A 17,453-nucleotide genomic window follows, 5' to 3' on the forward strand; every position below is an offset into this window, starting at 1 on the left:
CGCCATGGGCGATCATGCTTGCCACGTGCGACATCGCCGACATGTGCAGAATGGCATGCGTTTCCCAGAAGAATGTCGTCGGAGCAGGAGCAATGGCAGTTGAATTCACGCCGCCATGCCCGCCCAGATGAATGGCGAATGGCAACCCCACTTCCGCGCAGGCTTCGTAGATCGGATGGTAAAACGGGTCGCCATACGGCTTGACGGACCCCTGGGAGGCGAGAACCTGGACCATGCGCGGATGGCTGCCAAGACGGCGTATCTCGGCGGCAGCGAGCTTCGGATCCTGTGGCGCGATGATGATCGAGCCCATGAACCGATCGTCTTTCGGCAACCACTGATCGATCTGATAATCGTTGTAAGCGCTGACCAGAGCGCTGGCATAGTAAGGGTTAGCCAGGGTCGACGCCTCGATAGGCTCATCGCCGGTCAGGATCGCCACGTCGACTTTGTATTTGTCGAGGTGCTTCTCTTTCATGATGAGATAGTTGTCGGCTTCCGTTTTCGGACGGATGTCCTTGCGGGAAAAGTCCTGCGGGTGGAACCAGGGCCGATGACCATGCGGAAAGGCCCCAACGGGCCCTGTTTTCTCGCCCTCGATGAACATGTCTTTCCACAAGCCGGAGAGATAGGGCTCCAACACAGTAGCGCTTGACCAGTAATTATGACAGTCGCAGTCGACTATGAACACTTCTTCCGCTCCGTATCCGTATCTCGTCCCGGCGGCGCTGCCGGCCGCTGATCTGCTACAGCTTCCGCCTTGAGTATTGTTTGATCAAGCTTATGATACGTGGAATATGATCGAGTTTTTCGATTGGAGATTTCATGCAACTTGATCACATCGAGACCTTTCTGGACATCATCGAATCGAGAAACTTCAATCGCACCGCGGATCGGCTAGGATTGACCCAGTCGACGATCAGCACCCGCATCAAGAACCTCGAGAGCGCAATCGGGTCCGAACTGTTCCAGCGCGGACGCGCTGGGGCGGAACCGACCGCCGCAGGACGCCGGTTCGAAGCTTACGCAAGATCCCTGCTGTCCACATGGTCGCAGGCTCGCCACGATGTCCGGGCGTTCAATCGTTTCGAAGGCACCTTGCGCGTCGCCGCGCAGGTCGGGATGACCCGCTCGGTTTTGCCGGGTTGGGTGGAGACGCTGTGTCAGGCTCTTCCCAAATCGTCGATCCATGTCGAGTCGGATTATTCGAACCAGATGGTCAGCGACCTAAGCATGGGAAATCTCGACATCGCAGTGCTTTACGCCCCGCGATACCTACCCGAAATCTCCTATGAACATTTGATGGTTGAGGAATATGTGATGGTTTCCACGGTAGCCAGAACCCTCTCCGAGGTCGAACCTGAAACCTATATTCGTCCTGGCTATACGGTCCTGCTGGAGAAGGCCCATGCCGAACTGCTTGGCGAGTTGGCGATCTGTCGCCTTTCCATGGGATCAGAAACCTTGGCGGAGATGATGCTACGGCGCGCGGGCGGGACCTGCTATATGCGAAGTGACGATGCGCGCAGGTTTGCCCTCGAACGCCCATCGTTCATCGTCGAAGGCGCTCCGACCCTGCATCAGCCGGTACACACGGCCATCCTGGCGCGCCGCAAGCACGAACCGATCATCCGCAAGGGAATCCGCGCCCTTCACGTTGCCGTGATGTCACTGGATATGTAATCGAAATAATCGATCATAACTCGCGAGGGAGGCTCCTGTTATGGCGGGCCTGGAAATGGCATCTTGGCTCTACTTCAAACCGAGATGAATGATGAACGCACACGTTGGGACCCCCGGCCCCCGATGATGCGTCATCGGCAATGGGCACAAACCACATCGCAGCTCGTACTCTGCCGTCGTGTAATCGAGGAGACGCCCGATGTGAAAACTTTCGTTTTCACATCCCCGACGGATCGGATGTTCTGCTTCAGCGCGGGCCAGTATGTGCTCGTGCACCTCAAGATCGAGGGTGCCGCGGTGACGCGCTCCTACTCTGTTTCCTCACCACCGACGCGACCGCTCGACCTGCAGATCACGGTGAAGCGAACACCGGGCGGCCTGGTTTCGAATTGGCTCCACGACAATTTGGGGGCGGGCGACGAGATCGAAATCGAAGGGCCGCTCGGCTCATTCAATCTCGATGACCTGCCATATGAAACGCCGCTCTTCCTTTCGGGCGGCAGCGGGATAACGCCCGTGATGTCGATGTTGCGTGCGCTTACCGACCGCGCAACCGACCAGGATATCTCCTTCATTCATAGCGCCAGAACGCCAGGTGATATAATCTTTCGACGGGAATTGGACGCACTTGCCTCTCGCTTCCCCAACTTGCGGGTAACGTGCGTTTGCAGCCAGGAAGATCGCACCTGGAGGGGGCCAACTGGCCGAATAGACAGTCAGATGCTGCTGACCCTCGTTCCCAATCTCCATAGGCGCACCGTTTTTGCCTGTGGACCCGAAGGGTACATGAAGACGGCACGGGCCTGCCTTCACGCAATAAGCTTCCCGCCGGCGCAGTATCACGAGGAGAGTTTCGGAGGCAGCAATGGTTCGCGGTCGGAATTGGCTTCAGCGATTTCGTCTTCGGTCCGTTTCGCCCGCTCGGGCGTGGAGCATCACTGCGCGCCCGGAGAGACCCTGCTTGAAGCGGCACGGAACTGTGGCATCTACATCCCAACCGCCTGCCAGCAGGGCGTTTGCGGAACGTGCCGAATAGCCAAACTATCCGGCGAAGTTGCCATGGACGATCTAGGCGGGCTGAATGCTGAAGATAAATCGGCCGGCTATGTCCTGGCATGTTGCAGCCGCCCGCAAGGAACGGTTTTGCTCGACGTTTAACTCGGCGTTGTTGACCTTTGAAAAGGCCGCCTTGCGCGCGCTTGGCCTCGAGGGTCTGGTCTCAAAATGTTGCCGCCGCCGTCGAAATGGGAGCAGAGCCGCAACCCTTCCTCCTGGTTTTCGGGTCTACCACCCGCGCACCCGTGGCACCGTTCGACTTATTCCAACCCTTACTGAGCTACAGCCGCGAATGTCAGCTTTAGGGCTCGAAACGTGGCAGCGCATTGGCCGGCCGCCAGGCAACTACGATCGGTTGCTGGACTTCAGCCGCGCGGTCACCGGCACATTGTTCTTCGTGCCGGCGACGACATTTCTGGAGAACGTTGCGACCCGGGAAGCAGTCACCTCGACCGCTGGTCCGGCCCTGTCGGACGGATCTATTCGGAGTCATCGTAAGTAGGTCCGCCAGACCATACAGTACGAGGAAACGGCTTTGCGACTACAGAGAACGCTGACCTTCAGCGACTAGCACATCGTTATCTGTCAACTGGTTACGAGGTGGTTCGCCCAAATTCAAGAAGCTAGGCCAGCCATTCGCTGACCGCATTTATCTTACACCCATCGGCAGCTTTGCGCCTCAACTAGGACATAGCGGTGAACCTAGGTGCTCCTCGAAAGCGGACGTCGCGGTCACCGACTACTTCCGGTCCGACTATTCGCCAAGGTCGAACTCACCTTTGAATAAGACTGTCGCGACCGGTCCAAGCGGATTGGCAATTCGGCTCTCCAGGACTTCGACGAGTTTGCGTCCGACACCCGCTATGTCCACGAAATGAACACCGATCTTCGCAGGCAGGAAACGTGACAGCCGCGTGCTGTCCCGAGTGACAATGTGGATGTCGCTCCCTGGCGCGAGACCTCTTCTGCCAAGAGCGTGTAGTGCCCCCAGAAGGCCCAGTTCGTTGGCGCATGCAAAGCCCGTCGGCGGATCTGGCCAGTCCAGCATGCGATTGAACCAAGCTGCGCTCGATTCCATGGTGAACATGCCGTGACCGATCAGCGACTGGTCGATCGGAATGCCAGCCTCGGCCATTGCGCGTGCGTACCCAGAAAGACGCATGGCGCTGGCCTGGTCCCCCGGAACGAGAAGTTGCAGCGCAATGCGTCGGCAGCCCTTGTCCATGAGCCATCGGGTCGCCTCGTAGGCAATCTGTTCATTGTCGATGTCGACATAAGGATACGCTGTATCCAAGTCAGTTCTTCCAAACGCGACGAATGGCATGCGTCGGTCCAGCAATAGCTTGACGCGCGGATCACCCGAGACCATGCGCGTGATAATCAGTCCGTCTGTGCTGCCCGCCCGAAGCTGTCGCTCCACACTCTCGATGGGATCATCATCCGGCGTGGTGGAATAGATGGACAGACTATAACCTGCTTGCCGCGCCGCCAGCGTCATGCCTTCGATTAACGGAAGCTTCAACAGATCGGACAGATGATCTTGTGTTTCCATCGGGTATATTGCTGTCATCGTAAGCGTGCGGCCAGTTTTGAGCGCGAAGCCATGATGATTTGGCACATAGCCCACCCGCGTCGCCACTTCCTTGACGCGAGCGATGGTGGCGGGATGAACCTCCGGCCCATCCTTCAGCGCGCGGGATACCGTGGTCACCGATAAGGAAAGTTCCGCCGCGATCTGTTTCAGGTTGGTCATGTCGCCCGACCTCATTTGCGAAAGCGCCGGCTGATTTGCTGACCTCCACTACGTGACCGAATTCCACCTCACCGTCAATCCAAGCTCTCGCCAAAGCAGCTTGACTCTCCCGCACTTGGATGCAATCGTAACGTTACGATTACCGGGAAAAGGCCATTTCGAGCGCATCTCAACAAATTCTAGGGAGGAAACCTATGTCCTTGCTACGCATTTCCTTGACGGCATTCGCATTCTCGGCGGCCGTGCCGGTCTATGCCCAATCAGTCACCATCACGACCGCGGGCGGCGATTATGGCAACGCCATGAAGGAAGCCATGTGGGCCCCCGCTGCAAAAGAGCTTGGCTATGATGTCCGCGAGGAGACGCTAAGCGACGGCTTGGCCGCCCTGAAGATGCAGGTCACCTCGGGCGCGGTCACAACCGACGTCATTCACCTGGGCTCACCGGAGGGCGCGCAGGCCGCCGCACAGTCGCTGCTGGAGCCGCTCGACTACAAGATCATCGACCCAAAGGCCGTGCCGGATGGCGCAAAGTCCGACTACTGCTATCCGTTCGACTCCTATGGCACCGTCATGTCCTGGAACACCAAGACCTATGGCGAGAACCCGCCAAAGACATGGGCGGAGTTCTGGGATGTTGCCAAATTTCCGGGCCGTCGTGCTCTCCGCGCCAATGCACAGGACTCGATCGAGATCGCGCTGCTCTCGGACGGCGTAGCACCGGCCGACGTCTATTCCGTGCTCAGCACGCCGGAAGGTCTGGATCGCGCGATCAAGCGGCTTGAAGCGATCAAACCAAATGTCGCGGTGTGGTGGACGTCGGGAGCTCAGTCCGCGCAGTTGCTGAAAGATGGCGAGGCGGATCTGGTCGTTACCTGGAACGGGCGGGCCCAAACCGTGAAGGCGGATGGCGGCGCGGTTGATTACACGTTCAAGGGTTCCGTCATCGGCACGGATTGCCTCGGGGTACCGAAGGGAGCGCCGAACAAGGAAGCGGCCATGAAACTCATCGCGGCGATGACACAGCCCGCGCGCGTCGCGAAGCTGACCGATTTCATCGCTTATGGCCCGGTCAATCCTGCTGGCTACGAGGGTGGCCTTATTCCCGAGGACCGTCTGAAGACCCTTGCGACCGCGCCTGAAAATGCCGGCACTTCGGTGTTTTCGAATGCGGACTGGTGGGTCAAGAATGGCGAGGCTGCCCAAAAAGCCTTCGACGAGATGATGGCCCGCTGAGTCTCAGCTTTAAGGCTGAAGCACATGATGAAGTCGCTCCCGATCACCATCGACAGCGTGCGCAAGACCTACGGATCTTACGTCGCGCTGGACGATGTCTCGCTCGACATTCAGGCTGGCGAATTCCTCACGCTGCTGGGGCCATCCGGGTCGGGCAAGACCACGCTGCTCATGGCTCTGGCCGGTTTTGTCCGGCCCGATCGCGGTAAACTCTTGTTGGGGGATCGCGACATCACTCGCCTGGCCCCCAACAAGCGGGACATCGGCATAGTCTTTCAGAACTATGCCCTATTTCCACACATGAATGTCCTTGCGAACGTCGAGTATCCGTTGGCACTGCGCAAGACACCGAAAGCGGAGGCGCGTCGGCGGGCGCTTGACGCCTTGGCCCGCGTAAAGCTGGACGGTCTGGAGGAGCGCGACATTGCCGCATTGTCCGGCGGACAGCGCCAGCGGGTAGCGTTAGCGCGGGCGATCGTCTTCGAACCACGCGTGATGCTGATGGACGAGCCGCTGTCGGCGCTCGACAAGAACCTGCGCGAAACCATGCAGTACGAGATCCGGCGTCTGCACGATGATCTGGGGATCACCACGATCTATGTGACGCATGACCAGCGCGAAGCACTGATCATGTCAGATCGTATCGCGGTGATGAATTCCGGCCGCATCCAGCAGATCGATACGCCACAGCGGATCTATGATCGTCCATCGACCCGCTTCGTCGCGGAGTTCATGGGCGAGGCCAACATTGTGGCCCCGGGCTCGGTGCGCAGAATAGACGGCGCCAATGCGTCAGGCGAAGCTCTGATGATCCGCGCGGAAAGCTTCCATCTTGATGCGAAGCTCGTCGGGCGAGACGGGATGGCGCTTGAGGGAACGCTGCGCGCCAAGGCGTTTCGCGGCGAGAACTGGCTTTTGAGGCTGGCGCTTGACGGCGGGCAAGAGATTCTTGTCTGCATTCCGGCGGCGCTGGCCAGCGGCTGCGCCGAACTTGCCGCCGGTCAGCGGGTGACGGCCTATGCACCAGCAGCGAAAGTTCACGCAATACCGGGAGCAGTAGCGTGACCGTGCTTGCCGATCCTACACTCGCGGCAGACGCGCGACGCGAGCGGCGGTTCTTCCTCTCGCTTTCACTGCCTGCGCTTTTCATCGTGGGACTGGCGGCGATACTGCCTATCCTATGGATCATCCGGCAATCTTTCCTGACCGCGGGGGGCGAGTACACCGCCGGCAACTACGAGAAGGTGCTTTCGAGCGGGCTGACATGGTCGGCACTGGTCACAACCCTTGAACTGTCCCTGGGCACGCTGGCGATCTGCATTCTTCTCGGTACCCCCCTGGCGCTCGCCCTGGCCAGCGCCAGACCAAGGATGGCCAATTTGCTGATGGCCTTCGTCATGCTGCCGTTGTGGACCTCCATACTGGTGCGCACCTATGGCTGGCTCGTGCTGTTGCGGCGCGATGGCCTGATCAACGCGGCTTTGACCGGCTCAGGCCTGACAGCCGAGCCATTGCCGCTGGTCTACAACTTCACCGGAACGCTCATCGGCATGGTTCACTACATGCTGCCGCTCTTTCTGCTGCCCGTTTATGCGGCGATGCGCGATATCGATGCAAACCTCGTCCGCGCGTCGGCGAGCATGGGCGCCACTCTCGGGCAAACGATCCGCACGGTCATTCTGCCGCTTTCGACCGGCGGCATCTTCTCGGGTTCGATCATTGTCTTCATTTACACCATAGGGTTCTTCATCACGCCGGCGGTGCTTGGCGGCGGCAAGGTAAATCCGCTTTCCACCCGGATCGAGCGCACGCTATCGACCTTCCAGGATTGGGGCTCGGCGAGCGTTCTGGGCATTCTGCTCCTCGTTCTTATGGCGTTGGTGGGGGCGATGTTTCTGGCCGCGCGGCGGCTGATTGACGGACGCAGCATCGGCACAGCCCATGCTTGAAGCCTATCCAGATAGCAGGCTGGCCCGCATCGTCCTGTGGAGCTTTTGCGCGCTCGTTATGGCGTTCCTGATGCTGCCCACGCTGGTTGTCGTGCCGCTCTCTTTTTCGGCGTCCAATCTTCTCGAGTTCCCGCCTCGCATATACTCGTTGCGCTGGTACGAGGCTTTCTTCGGTTCGGCGACATGGATGGCCGCACTCCGGACGAGCCTGATCCTCGGCACATTGACAGCGCTTATCGCAGTCCCCCTGGGGCTGCTGGCCTGCATCTCGATAAATCGGCTCGGCGGAAAGACCGCCGTAATCATTCAGGGCGTTCTGCTCACCCCGTCCATTGTGCCGGGCATCCTGCTTGCGATCGGTCTCTTCTTTGTGCTGGCGGCGCAACGTCTGGTCGGAACGCTGTTCGGTGTCCTGGTCGGACATGTGGTGCTGGCCATTCCAGTCGCCTGCATTGTGTTGTTGCCCGCCCTGGCCCGCTTTGACTGGAACCAGGTTCAGGCGGCGCGCAGCCTTGGCGCAAACTGGGCGAGAGCCATTGGCGGAATAATTGTCCCGCAACTCCAGATCAGTCTGTTGTCAGCCACGCTGATGTCCTTCCTCACTTCACTCGACGAATCCGTCATTTCTATCTTCGTCGCCAGCGGTCAAAACAGCACGCTGCCGAAGCTTATGTTCCTGTCGCTGCGCGATCAGATCGACCCGACCATTGCGGCGATTTCGACCTTGTGGACCGTCATCGTCGTGGTCGTTGTCCTGGTCGTGACCCTTCGCCAAAAATCCTGAGCGAGACTGAAAACATGCCTAACAATCATCATGCAGCCAACGATCTGGCCGACCAATCAACGGACATACCCCAGGTGGGGTTGGCGATTATCACCGGATCGGCGAATTGGGGTCTCGCCTTTCCGGAAGATGTCGAAGTCGATGGCGTCCGCACTTTGCGGCGAGACATGAGTTTTGAAACGCCTTTCGGTCCCAGTGACAATTGGAAGCTTCTCGAATTCGATGCGTCCATTACCGTCGAGGGCAAAACGAAACGTGCCCTGTGCATGTATTCGCACGGCAACCCCCGAGACCATATCGACCATTCCTGTCATCGCCGCGCGTTCTGGGTCTTGATGAAAGCGGGTGTAAGGCAAGTGCTGGCCTGTTCGACCGTTGGCGCCGTCAACAAGGCGATCCAGCCCGGTGACATGGTCATAAACGCCGATATCATCGAACTGTCGCAGACTCCGTTCTCACTGCTGCCCGGCCGCCAGAGCTTCGACTGCTCGGGCAAGCAGATCGTATGTCCAAGATCTGCGGCATTTTTGGCCGAGACCGCCCGCCGCCATTGGCCAGCCGAATGCCGCGTCCATGGCATCGAACAGCAGTTGGTCGCTGCCCACTGCTACGGGCCGCGACTGACGACTCCCGCCGAAGCTTTGGCGTACCGAAGCATGGGAGCGGACGTGCTCAACCACTCGATCGCCCCTGAGGCCACCTTGTCGCGCGAGATCGGCGCTTGTTTCGTGCCCCTGGCGTTCGTCACGGCCGGTTTCAACGACTATATGGACCGCGATCGCCAGAAATTGCTGCAGGAGGACGTGTTGCCGAGCCTCTCTATGACGGCCTCGCGGGTTGCTCTGGAGACCGCGGCACGTCTTCCGGCTAATCCTGCATGCTCTTGCCAGGGGTTGAAGTCGCGCCAACCGGCAGAACGTTCTATCCGGTTCTGAAAAGCAGCGACAGAGTCTGCATCGTTCACGCGCGAGATGCTCGCGCCGTTGAGTGTCCGCTTTTGAAGGTCCCATGCCCGAAACGTCCGGCCGCCGCTTGCGGCCCCAATCGAGACGCTCCTTGCTCGTACCGCGACTTTCCAATGAGGGACCGAAACTCCGTCACGATCCTTCTTCGCGAGGTAGGGCGAGCGAGTCGTTCATCGGGCGAAATTCAGCGTTGTAGATGGGACAAGAACATCGAAAAACATTGGAGCAGACTTGAATGCTTTGCTGTTCCACTAGTTCCTAACTGCTTGATGTAGCTACATTGCCAAACATCCGCCTGACCGCCCACGGTCCTAAAACACACCACCGATGCCTATCCCCCCACTAATGTCCGGTGGGGGGGCTATGGGGCGTTGCGGGACGGCCTGCGCGCGTTTCGCCGCCTTGCGGCTGGGACCGGTTTGCGAAGGGCCGTTGTCCGACGCGACTTTAGCCGGCTTGGCCTTGACGATGACCGGCTGCTTGCAGATTCTGCCGGAACGCAAAAAGAGATCGCCGAGCAATCCGACGGTCGGCTCGGTCGTGGGTGCGATCTGTTTGGTATTTTTGTAGTAGTCGGTGAGGGCACGGATGGAGCCTGTGCCCCAATCGCCATCAACTTGCATACGGTAGCACCCCAGGCGACGAAGTTCGGTCTGAATGCTGCGCGCAAGATCGCCTGCCTTGTCCTTTTCCGCTTCGCCCGCCGAGGCGCCGACAATGAGAGTTTCGAGGCCGGAGACGACGCTCTGGCGAGCGACTGCAACGCTTTCGGTTGAAGACAGATTGGCGACCCGAGTGCCGACCGGCTCCGCTGAACCGCCTGACGGTGCCGGAATCTCGACGGACCGCAGCGTCTGTCCGACGATGAGCACGGCAGTCTGCAGGTCGTTGGAGGCGAGCTCTATCTGCAGCTTCTTCTTGGCGTCTGGATCGGACAGGATGCGCGACAGGCTCGCGCTCAACTGCGCCGGATCGAGCATCTGCTGTTCGGTGAAATAGAATTGTTCACGCAGGTTCGACTGATCCCACGGCACCTGGCGGCCGACGGTGAGCGCCTCGGTCTCATTGCGGACGCGGATCATCATGTCCGAAATGCTCAAGCCAGGAATTTCGACGTTTTTTAGAAGCGCAGTGGTGAACGGGCTGTTTTCGTCTGTCCCGTCGACGGTGACGTTCCCGGGCTGGGTGGCGAAGGCGACAAACGTGTTTTCGCCGACCTCGACCTGCGCCAGACCGTTGGAGATGTTGGCGCCGCTGCCCAGCGGATTGTTGCGGCAGGCATCAAGGAAGATGAAGGTCTGACGGCCGCGACTGGCGAATTTGGCGATCACATCATTCAGCTTGACGGCGTGCGCCGTCAGCTTGTCCAGGTTTTCCGGATCGGGCGTATCGATCGGTAGCAGGTAGTTTTCGCCCTGCACCTGCATGCCGTGGCCGGCGTAGAAGATCAGCACGGCGCTGCTTTCGGGCAGCTTCGCCTCGGCGTCATGGAAAAGCTTGACGAAGCCATCGGCGGTAAGATCGGTTCCAGTCAGAACCTCAAAGTTCAGCCGCTTCAGGCTGTCGGACAGTTTCGTCGCATCGTTGACCGCGTTGGCGAGGTGCTCGAGACGCTTGCTCTGGTAGTTCGTGTTGCCGATGACGATCGCCAGCCGGTTGCGCGGCTGTAATGAGGCGTTCTGTTCGACCGCGGCGCGAACGTCGATCGTGCTCAAAATCGCGAAAAGCATGAGCAGCGGGATGCGCAAGTATCCGTGGCGGTGGGTCATATCGGCATGCTCGTTCCAGCCTGCGTCAATCTTGATCCGGCGGCCTTCGAACGCACCAGACGCAAACGCAATCTGCCCGAGCGTTTGGACCCCGTGCCGCCAAAGGCCCGCAAATTTTTATACCAAGTATCCTGTCAAAGATAGGAAAAAGGGATTTGTATGCAGTCACTGGACCGTGGAGGGCTCGATGCCGACCAAGATCAACCTCGCGCTGCCGGTTTACGGAGCAGCCTACAAAAGCGTATTCGTTCGCAGCCTTTTTGCGGCCCTGACTCACGAAAGCCTTTCCAGCTACGCGTTCACGCTGTCGGAAATCGAGTACACGGATATACCGTTTTCCCGGAACTATCTGCTCACGAATTTCTACTACAAGAAGCTGGACTGCAGTCACATCCTGATGATCGACAGCGACATGGGCTTTTCGCCCGATCTCATTGCCGCGATGCTGGCGCTCGACAAGCCTGTAGTCGGAACTTTGTATCCGCGGCGTCTGGTCGACCTTCGCAAACTTCACTCGCTGTCGAAACTGCCGTTCGACAAGGCCTTTGCGCAAAGCCTGGAGTTCCTCGGAACCATCATCGAACCGCGGCAGGAGATGGGCGGCTTTGTGCGGGTATCGCTATGTGGCACGGGTATCTTCTTGGTTTCGCGCGACTGCGTCGCCAGGATAATTGAGAAACTGCCCGAAACGGTGAACCGGTCGCGCTACAGAAAAAACAAATACGCCGCACAGTTCGAGAGCTTTCTGACGCCATTTTCGAAGATCGTGACGCCGGACGTGGACTTGCCTACCGATTTTTCTTTTTGTCATCGCTGGGCCCAGCAGTGCGGCGGGGAAATATGGGCAAGTTACGACCGCAAGGTTGCCCACGCGGGAAGCCTGACCGTTTCGGCAGCCTATTCTGACCTCTAGATGTTCGCGTCCTTGTACCGCGTCGTACTGCATCTGAGCGGTTCAATCTGAGTTCGATAGTGACCTTGTCGCCACACATGACCTTATAGTGGCCTGAGAGCGAACGCCTAACCATTGCCGACGAGCAGCGCGCTGCGTACACTGCCTGTCAATCAAGTCAACGAGCCCCATTGAAGGGCCGGTGATTTATTGTAATTGCCTTAACTGTGACGGTATCGATTCTCGTAAGGTGGGATCGAATGAGAGTGCCGCGCGAGGCCTATCAATTGGCGGGTGTTTCGTTGCTTGCGTTAGCGGCGGCATCCACGTTGCAGATATCTGGCGCGGAAGCGTGCTCGGCTATCGCAAGCGGTGCTGGTACAACAGTCGGCTCAGGCATCTCGGCCGAAACGACGTTCGAAACGACATCGGTCACGGTCGAGTGCAGCACAACTGGAAACGTCCAGGATGTCGGCGGCGTATTCACGACGGGGTTCGCGGGATACAAGGGGCAAGCCAACGACTCGTCAACAGTCATCGTCAACGATTATGACGGAAACGGCGATGACATTGTTAGCATCTTTGGCGGTATCCTGGACAACAGCACGCCTACCCCCGTCATAAGTGGCCTGCCGCCGGTAACGTCATCGGCAACGACATCCTTGCAGTCGGCAGAGGGGACCCTCGAACTCTTTGGCGGCAACGACCGGTTCGAGATGTCCTATGGGGATTTGTCGGGCGATCCGTTCGCCCCAAATGTCGACGCCAATCTCGACGCCGGGGCGGGCGATGACACCGTTATCATCCAGGCCGGCAGCATCCACGACATCGATCTTGGAGATGGTGTCGACAGTGTCGTGATATCCGGCAGCGGCACACAGGTCGGCAATGTGACCGGTGGCATCGGTGACGACCTGATATCGGTCGGTATCCTCGAGGTCGAGGAAGGCGTTTTTTTCAGCGAGCCAATCGTCGGTATCATCTCTGGGGGTGAGGGCGGTGATACCATTACCATAGGGGGAGGCAACGTCGAGGCCGTGGATGCCGGGGCCGGCGACGACCAGGTCAGCATCGGCGGCAATACCGCAATCGAATTGGATATCGATGGAGAGGCCGGCAACGACACAATAACGGTCAGTGGCAACGCCACCATAGGCGGCAGCATTTTCGGCAACGATGGCAACGACACCGTCAACATCGACGGTGGAACCGTCGGCACAACCATATCGCCGGGCATCGTTGATCTTGCGGGCGGCGCCGACATTTTCAACATGACCGCGGGCCATGTGACCGGCTCGGTGTTCGGCGAAGGCGGCGGCAACACCTATACCGTCAGCGGCGGCACGGTCGACGGCTCGATCTATGCCGGCAGCCAGGACGACAGCGTATCGATCTCGGGCAACGCCAGTGTCGGCATCGACCCAGGTGAGGGTGGGGAGGGCACGGATTCTGTCGGGCTGGAGGATGGTGACGACACCTTCGACATGACCGGCGGCACTCTTGCGGGTGCGGTAAGCGGTGGTGCCGGCAATGATGTTATTACGCTGCGCGGCGGCACCATAAACAGTTTTCTGGAAGGCAACGACGGCAACGATCAGATATTGGTCTCCGGCGGCGTGCTTGCGGGAGAGGTCACCGGCGATGTCGGTGACGATCTGATTGTCATCAGCGGCGGCGCCATCGGATCCAGCGTTTCCGGCGGCGCCGGCTTCGACAATGTCTCGGTCACCGGCGGCACCATCACGGGGGGCATAGACGCCGAGCATGTCCATCTGTCGGGCGGCACGATCGGCGGTAACATTACCGGTCTTGGTCCCGACACGCTCGTGATCGACGGCATCGGTGCGGTTGACCCACTCAATTTGAGCGATGGCGTTCTGTTCAGCGGCACGGGCGCCAACGGCACCATCACCGGCACCGATCTCGCTGCCGGCGGCAAGAGCCAGAACTTTACCGGCTTCGACAATTTTTCCTCCGATAATTCCACGCTGCGCTTCAACGGCGGCATACAAGGCATCAACCACCTCAACCTGGGCAGTGGCTCGACGCTGTTCATCAACGGCAACGTCACCATGCCGGGTTCGATCATCGCGACGAATTCGCTGATCGACATGACGAACGGTGTCGCTGGCGATGTGTTGACGCTAGGCGGCCTCACCCTCAACGGTGCCAGCATCGGCCTCGACATCAACCAGCAGACATCTCAGTCGGATCAGCTCATTGCCGATGCGTTTTCGGCAACCGGCGCCAATACCATCATCGTCAACCTGCTCGGCACGCCGCAATTTGCCGAGCCGACCGACATACCGCTCATTGTTTCGACCAACGGCCCGGTCACCGGGACGTTCAGCGTCGCAGGCGTGCCCGGCACACCGGGTTCGCTTTTCACCTATGCGATCGTCACAGGCCCGAATGGCAGCGTGTTCCTGCGTGCCACGCCAGTCAATTTTGGCATTGCGGCGGCGCCGACCAGTGCCACCAACGCCGGCGCGGTCGCGGTGGCAATCGAGGCTCTCTACGGCATAAACCGCGACGCGCTCGATGCTGACCTGTATCTCTCGCCCGCATCCGGTTCTGGAATGGTGCCGGTTTCGGAAAGTTTCGGGGTCTTTGCTTCAGGCCAGTTCGCCCATACCGAGCATGACGGCTACAACATCAGCGGCGGCGGCTTGAACGGCTCCGGCCCGAGCTTCGATGCCAATGATTTTTCGGCTGCCATCAGCCTGGATTTCAATGCCGCCAAACACTTCCAGTTCGACAATGAGTACGGCCTGAACATCGGCGTTTTCGCCGGCTACGCCTCGACCGACGTCAACCTCGGCGCGTTTCGGGGATTTGATGCCATCGGCGAAGGTACCAACAAGGCCGGCCTGTTCGGCGGCTACGCGCTGTTTCGCAAGGACTACAATTACGCGCTCGTCTCGGCCTCCGGCTTCATCGGTGGAAGCGACGTGACGAACGGCGTGCTCGGCACCACCGGCAGCTATGATACCAAGGGCTATGCAGTGACGGCATCGGTCGGCCATATCTTCAAGCTGGGCGAGCGCACCCGCTTCGATCTGCGTGGCGGCCTGCTTGGCGTTTCCTTCCGTGGCGATCCCTATAAAGACAGCGGCGGCAACGAGTTCGGCAAGAGCAAGCTTTCTTTTGGCGCGATCAAGCTCGAGCCCGGCATCTATGGCGACTACACGCTAAGCAACGGAATGGTGATCAGCCCCTATGCGCGAGGCGAATTGCAGCAGCGTTTCGGCTACAAGAACACCACCGAAATCGACACCAGGGAGATCGACTTCAACGATGCCGATTTTTCCGCCGCGCTGTCGACCGGCTTCAACCTGAAGATGTCGGCCGCGACCACCGTCAACGGCGAAGTTCGCGGCAAGGTGTCATCGGACAGTTCCACCATCGGCGCCAAGCTCGGACTGAAGATCGCCTTCTAACCAAGACGATGAACCCGAGATTTGCATCGCTCGGGAGTGGTGCACCGCACCACGCGAGATGCTCGCCAAGCGACAGCAAGTGTTCTATGCTCCTCGCTGAGAAATCGTGAACTGCTCTAGGCAGGGGGTTCCATGTTCGAGGTCGTGGGAGTCTGGTGGAAAACACGGGCAAGAGGCTGGCTCGTTATAAACGCGCTTGGCTTGGTCGTTGCGTTGTTGGTGTTGATTTGGCCCGGACTGGGAACTGCGAAGGCAGAGACGAACTGGACGCTGGACTCGACCGCTTCGGTCCTGACCTACCAATCGGTCAAGAAGAACACGATCGTCGAAACCAACAAGATCAGGAATATTTCCGGTAGCCTCACCTCGGCGGGTGATGCGAAAGTCACCTTCGACCTCAATTCGGTCGATACAGGGGTTGACCTTCGCAACGTCCGCATGCGGTTCCTTTTCTTCGAGACATTCAAGTTTCCCTCCGCCGAACTGACCGCGAAGGTAGATCCCGCCGCATTTGCCGACCTGGCGACCAAGCGACGTGTGAAGGCGGTTCTTCCGTTCCGTCTCAGCCTGCACGGGGTCGACAAGGATCTTCAAGCCAACATCGTGGTCACCATGATCAGCGACACCATGGTGTCGGTCGCTTCGGAGGCTCCTGTCGCCGTGCATGTGGAAGACTTCGGATTGCTGCCGAACGTGGATAAACTCCAGCAGGCGGCCAACGTGACCAATATTGTTCCCACGGCATCGGTTTCATTCGATTTCGTTTTCGTCGCTGACGGCAGCAAGCCGGCTGTTGTCCAACCGGTTGCGGCGAGCACTGCCGATGTCGGGCCTGTCACCACCGATGCGGCGAAGACCAGCTTCAGCGACGAGGAGTGCCTCAACAGGTTCGCGGTGCTGTCGCGCACCGGAGCCATCTACTTTAGAACGGCGAGCGCGCGGCTCGATAGCCAAAGCCGGCCGCTGCTTGCTGAGGTCGTCGGCGTCGTGGGCAAGTGCCCGGGCCTGAAGGTCGAGGTTTCTGGACACACCGATTCCGACGGGTCGCCCATCGAGAACAAGCGCCTGTCGGAGCGAAGGGCCCAGGCGGTTGCCGACGCCATAGTTGCCGCTGGCATTCCGCGCACCCAGATCGCGGCGACTGGCTATGGCGAGGAGCGCCCGGTTGCCGACAACGACACGCCGAAGAACAAGGCGCTCAATCGGCGGATCGAGTTTTCCGCCACTAAGCTCGTCAACTGAGGGACGCCCTGTTGTCCCGGGTGGGTTTTGATCGTATCGGCCATTGCGGTGGACTTGTGGGCGCCATTGCGCTTGTAGCGCTGGCACTGCTTTTGACTTTGTCGGCCGCCAGTGCTGAACGCCGTGTTGCGTTGGTCCTTGGCAACTCCCAATATGAGCATGCGCCGGCGCTGACCAATCCGGTACGCGACGCCCACGCCATGGCCGAACGCCTCGAGAATCTGGACTTTGAAGTCGTTTCCGGCTTCGATCTGACCAAATTGCAGACCCAGACGACGATTGCGCAATTCGCAAAGCAGGTGCGCGGCGCCGATATCGCCCTTTTTTTCTACGCCGGCCACGGGTTGCAGGTTTCAGGCAGCAACTACCTTCTTCCGGTCGACGCAGCACTCGAGGACGAGACTTCGCTCGATTTCGAGGCGGTGCCCGTGGACTTCGTCCTGCGGCAAATGTCGCGCGAGACCAGCATAAGGTTGATTTTTCTCGACGCTTGCCGTGACAATCCGCTTGCCGAAGTGCTGGCAAAGACCGCCGGCGTGAAGGGAGCAAGAAGCGGCCTTGCCGAAATTCCCATCGAGAATGGTGGCGCCGGCACGCTTGTCGCGTTCGCCACCAGTCCCAATCAGGTCGCCTTTGACGGGTCGGGCCAACATTCGCCGTTCGCTTCGGCGCTGCTGGCGCATAT

14 protein-coding genes and 1 pseudogene are annotated in these 17,453 nt (G+C 59.3%); 12 read left to right on the top strand and 3 right to left on the bottom strand.

Going from position 1 to position 17,453, the window contains the following annotated elements; genetic code table 11:
- Window positions 1–691, bottom strand: a 691-nt coding sequence (locus tag EN943_RS23920) for an amidohydrolase family protein (RefSeq protein WP_164778338.1), incomplete at its 3' end; no start/stop codon positions are given.
- A gap of 134 nt (window positions 692–825) precedes the next feature.
- On the opposite strand from EN943_RS23920, the gene EN943_RS23925 reads away from it, so the two are divergent.
- The 3 genes and pseudogenes from EN943_RS23925 to EN943_RS38425 all read left to right on the top strand — a co-directional run.
- Window positions 826–1,683, top strand: coding sequence for a LysR family transcriptional regulator (locus tag EN943_RS23925; RefSeq protein WP_127414883.1), 858 nt, complete (start codon window positions 826–828; stop codon window positions 1,681–1,683).
- A 201-nt stretch (window positions 1,684–1,884) separates the two neighbouring features.
- The gene (locus EN943_RS23930) at window positions 1,885–2,841 is read left to right on the top strand and encodes a hybrid-cluster NAD(P)-dependent oxidoreductase (RefSeq protein WP_164778339.1); all 957 of its coding nucleotides are present in this window, start codon (window positions 1,885–1,887) and stop codon (window positions 2,839–2,841) included.
- A gap of 223 nt (window positions 2,842–3,064) precedes the next feature.
- A pseudogene (locus EN943_RS38425) lies at window positions 3,065–3,241 on the top strand (peroxidase); the annotation flags it as partial.
- A gap of 252 nt (window positions 3,242–3,493) precedes the next feature.
- On the opposite strand, the gene EN943_RS23940 reads toward EN943_RS38425, so the two are convergent.
- A complete protein-coding gene (locus EN943_RS23940; protein WP_127414885.1) occupies window positions 3,494–4,492 on the bottom strand; it encodes a LacI family DNA-binding transcriptional regulator in 999 nt (332 codons plus the stop codon).
- A gap of 194 nt (window positions 4,493–4,686) precedes the next feature.
- Between EN943_RS23940 and EN943_RS23945 the strand changes: the two genes are divergently transcribed.
- From EN943_RS23945 to EN943_RS23965, 5 genes are read left to right on the top strand one after another with little or no spacing between them, the layout of a single operon-like run.
- Window positions 4,687–5,727 (top strand): ABC transporter substrate-binding protein, encoded by a 1,041-nt coding sequence (locus EN943_RS23945; RefSeq protein WP_127414886.1) that lies wholly within the window; start codon window positions 4,687–4,689, stop codon window positions 5,725–5,727.
- Between the two features lie 27 nt (window positions 5,728–5,754).
- Window positions 5,755–6,792: an ABC transporter ATP-binding protein gene (locus EN943_RS23950; RefSeq protein WP_127414891.1), complete on the top strand. Its 1,038-nt coding sequence runs from the start codon at window positions 5,755–5,757 to the stop codon at window positions 6,790–6,792.
- Entirely contained in the window at window positions 6,789–7,676 is an 888-nt protein-coding gene (locus EN943_RS23955; protein ID WP_127414887.1) for an ABC transporter permease, read from the top strand. Before EN943_RS23950 ends, EN943_RS23955 begins: the two co-directional genes overlap by 4 nt.
- Window positions 7,669–8,460 carry an ABC transporter permease gene (locus tag EN943_RS23960; RefSeq protein WP_127414888.1) on the top strand — a complete coding sequence of 264 codons (792 nt, stop codon included), beginning with the start codon at window positions 7,669–7,671 and terminating at the stop codon, window positions 8,458–8,460. The genes EN943_RS23955 and EN943_RS23960 overlap by 8 nt, the downstream gene beginning before the upstream one ends.
- Before the next feature lie 14 nt (window positions 8,461–8,474).
- Complete coding sequence (locus EN943_RS23965; protein WP_127414889.1) at window positions 8,475–9,395, top strand: 5'-methylthioadenosine phosphorylase; 921 nt, start codon at window positions 8,475–8,477, stop codon at window positions 9,393–9,395.
- A gap of 341 nt (window positions 9,396–9,736) precedes the next feature.
- Here the strand turns inward: EN943_RS23965 and EN943_RS23970 are convergent, their stop codons facing one another.
- Entirely contained in the window at window positions 9,737–11,173 is a 1,437-nt protein-coding gene (locus EN943_RS23970) for a caspase family protein (RefSeq protein WP_245267628.1), read from the bottom strand.
- A 208-nt stretch (window positions 11,174–11,381) separates the two neighbouring features.
- On the opposite strand from EN943_RS23970, the gene EN943_RS23975 reads away from it, so the two are divergent.
- From EN943_RS23975 to EN943_RS23990, 4 genes are all read left to right on the top strand, one after another.
- Entirely contained in the window at window positions 11,382–12,107 is a 726-nt protein-coding gene (locus EN943_RS23975; RefSeq protein WP_013525277.1) for a hypothetical protein, read from the top strand.
- 239 nt (window positions 12,108–12,346) lie between these two features.
- Window positions 12,347–15,526, top strand: a complete 3,180-nt coding sequence (locus tag EN943_RS23980; RefSeq protein ID WP_127414890.1) for an autotransporter domain-containing protein — start codon at window positions 12,347–12,349, stop codon at window positions 15,524–15,526.
- A gap of 132 nt (window positions 15,527–15,658) precedes the next feature.
- Entirely contained in the window at window positions 15,659–16,768 is a 1,110-nt protein-coding gene (locus tag EN943_RS23985) for an OmpA family protein (RefSeq protein ID WP_024504495.1), read from the top strand.
- Window positions 16,769–16,788: 20 nt separating this feature from the next.
- Window positions 16,789–17,453, top strand: a 665-nt coding sequence (locus tag EN943_RS23990) for a caspase domain-containing protein (protein ID WP_245475950.1), incomplete at its 3' end; no start/stop codon positions are given.

It is taken from the genome of Mesorhizobium sp. M7A.F.Ca.US.006.01.1.1 (assembly GCF_003997935.1).
In the GTDB taxonomy this organism is placed as follows: Bacteria; Pseudomonadota; Alphaproteobacteria; order Rhizobiales; family Rhizobiaceae; genus Mesorhizobium.

What these genes read in the sequence shown, in the direction of transcription:
- EN943_RS23950 (WP_127414891.1), top strand. Translation starts at nt 5,755, where the DNA reads ATGAAGTCGCTCCCGATCACCATCGACAGCGTGCGCAAGACCTACGGA.
- EN943_RS23925 (WP_127414883.1), top strand. Translation starts at nt 826, where the DNA reads ATGCAACTTGATCACATCGAGACCTTTCTGGACATCATCGAATCGAGA.
- EN943_RS23980 (WP_127414890.1), top strand. Translation starts at nt 12,347, where the DNA reads ATGAGAGTGCCGCGCGAGGCCTATCAATTGGCGGGTGTTTCGTTGCTT.
- EN943_RS23975 (WP_013525277.1), top strand. Translation starts at nt 11,382, where the DNA reads ATGCCGACCAAGATCAACCTCGCGCTGCCGGTTTACGGAGCAGCCTAC.
- EN943_RS23940 (WP_127414885.1), bottom strand. Translation starts at nt 4,492, where the DNA reads ATGACCAACCTGAAACAGATCGCGGCGGAACTTTCCTTATCGGTGACC.
- EN943_RS23960 (WP_127414888.1), top strand. Translation starts at nt 7,669, where the DNA reads ATGCTTGAAGCCTATCCAGATAGCAGGCTGGCCCGCATCGTCCTGTGG.
- EN943_RS23965 (WP_127414889.1), top strand. Translation starts at nt 8,475, where the DNA reads ATGCCTAACAATCATCATGCAGCCAACGATCTGGCCGACCAATCAACG.
- EN943_RS23985 (WP_024504495.1), top strand. Translation starts at nt 15,659, where the DNA reads ATGTTCGAGGTCGTGGGAGTCTGGTGGAAAACACGGGCAAGAGGCTGG.
- EN943_RS23945 (WP_127414886.1), top strand. Translation starts at nt 4,687, where the DNA reads ATGTCCTTGCTACGCATTTCCTTGACGGCATTCGCATTCTCGGCGGCC.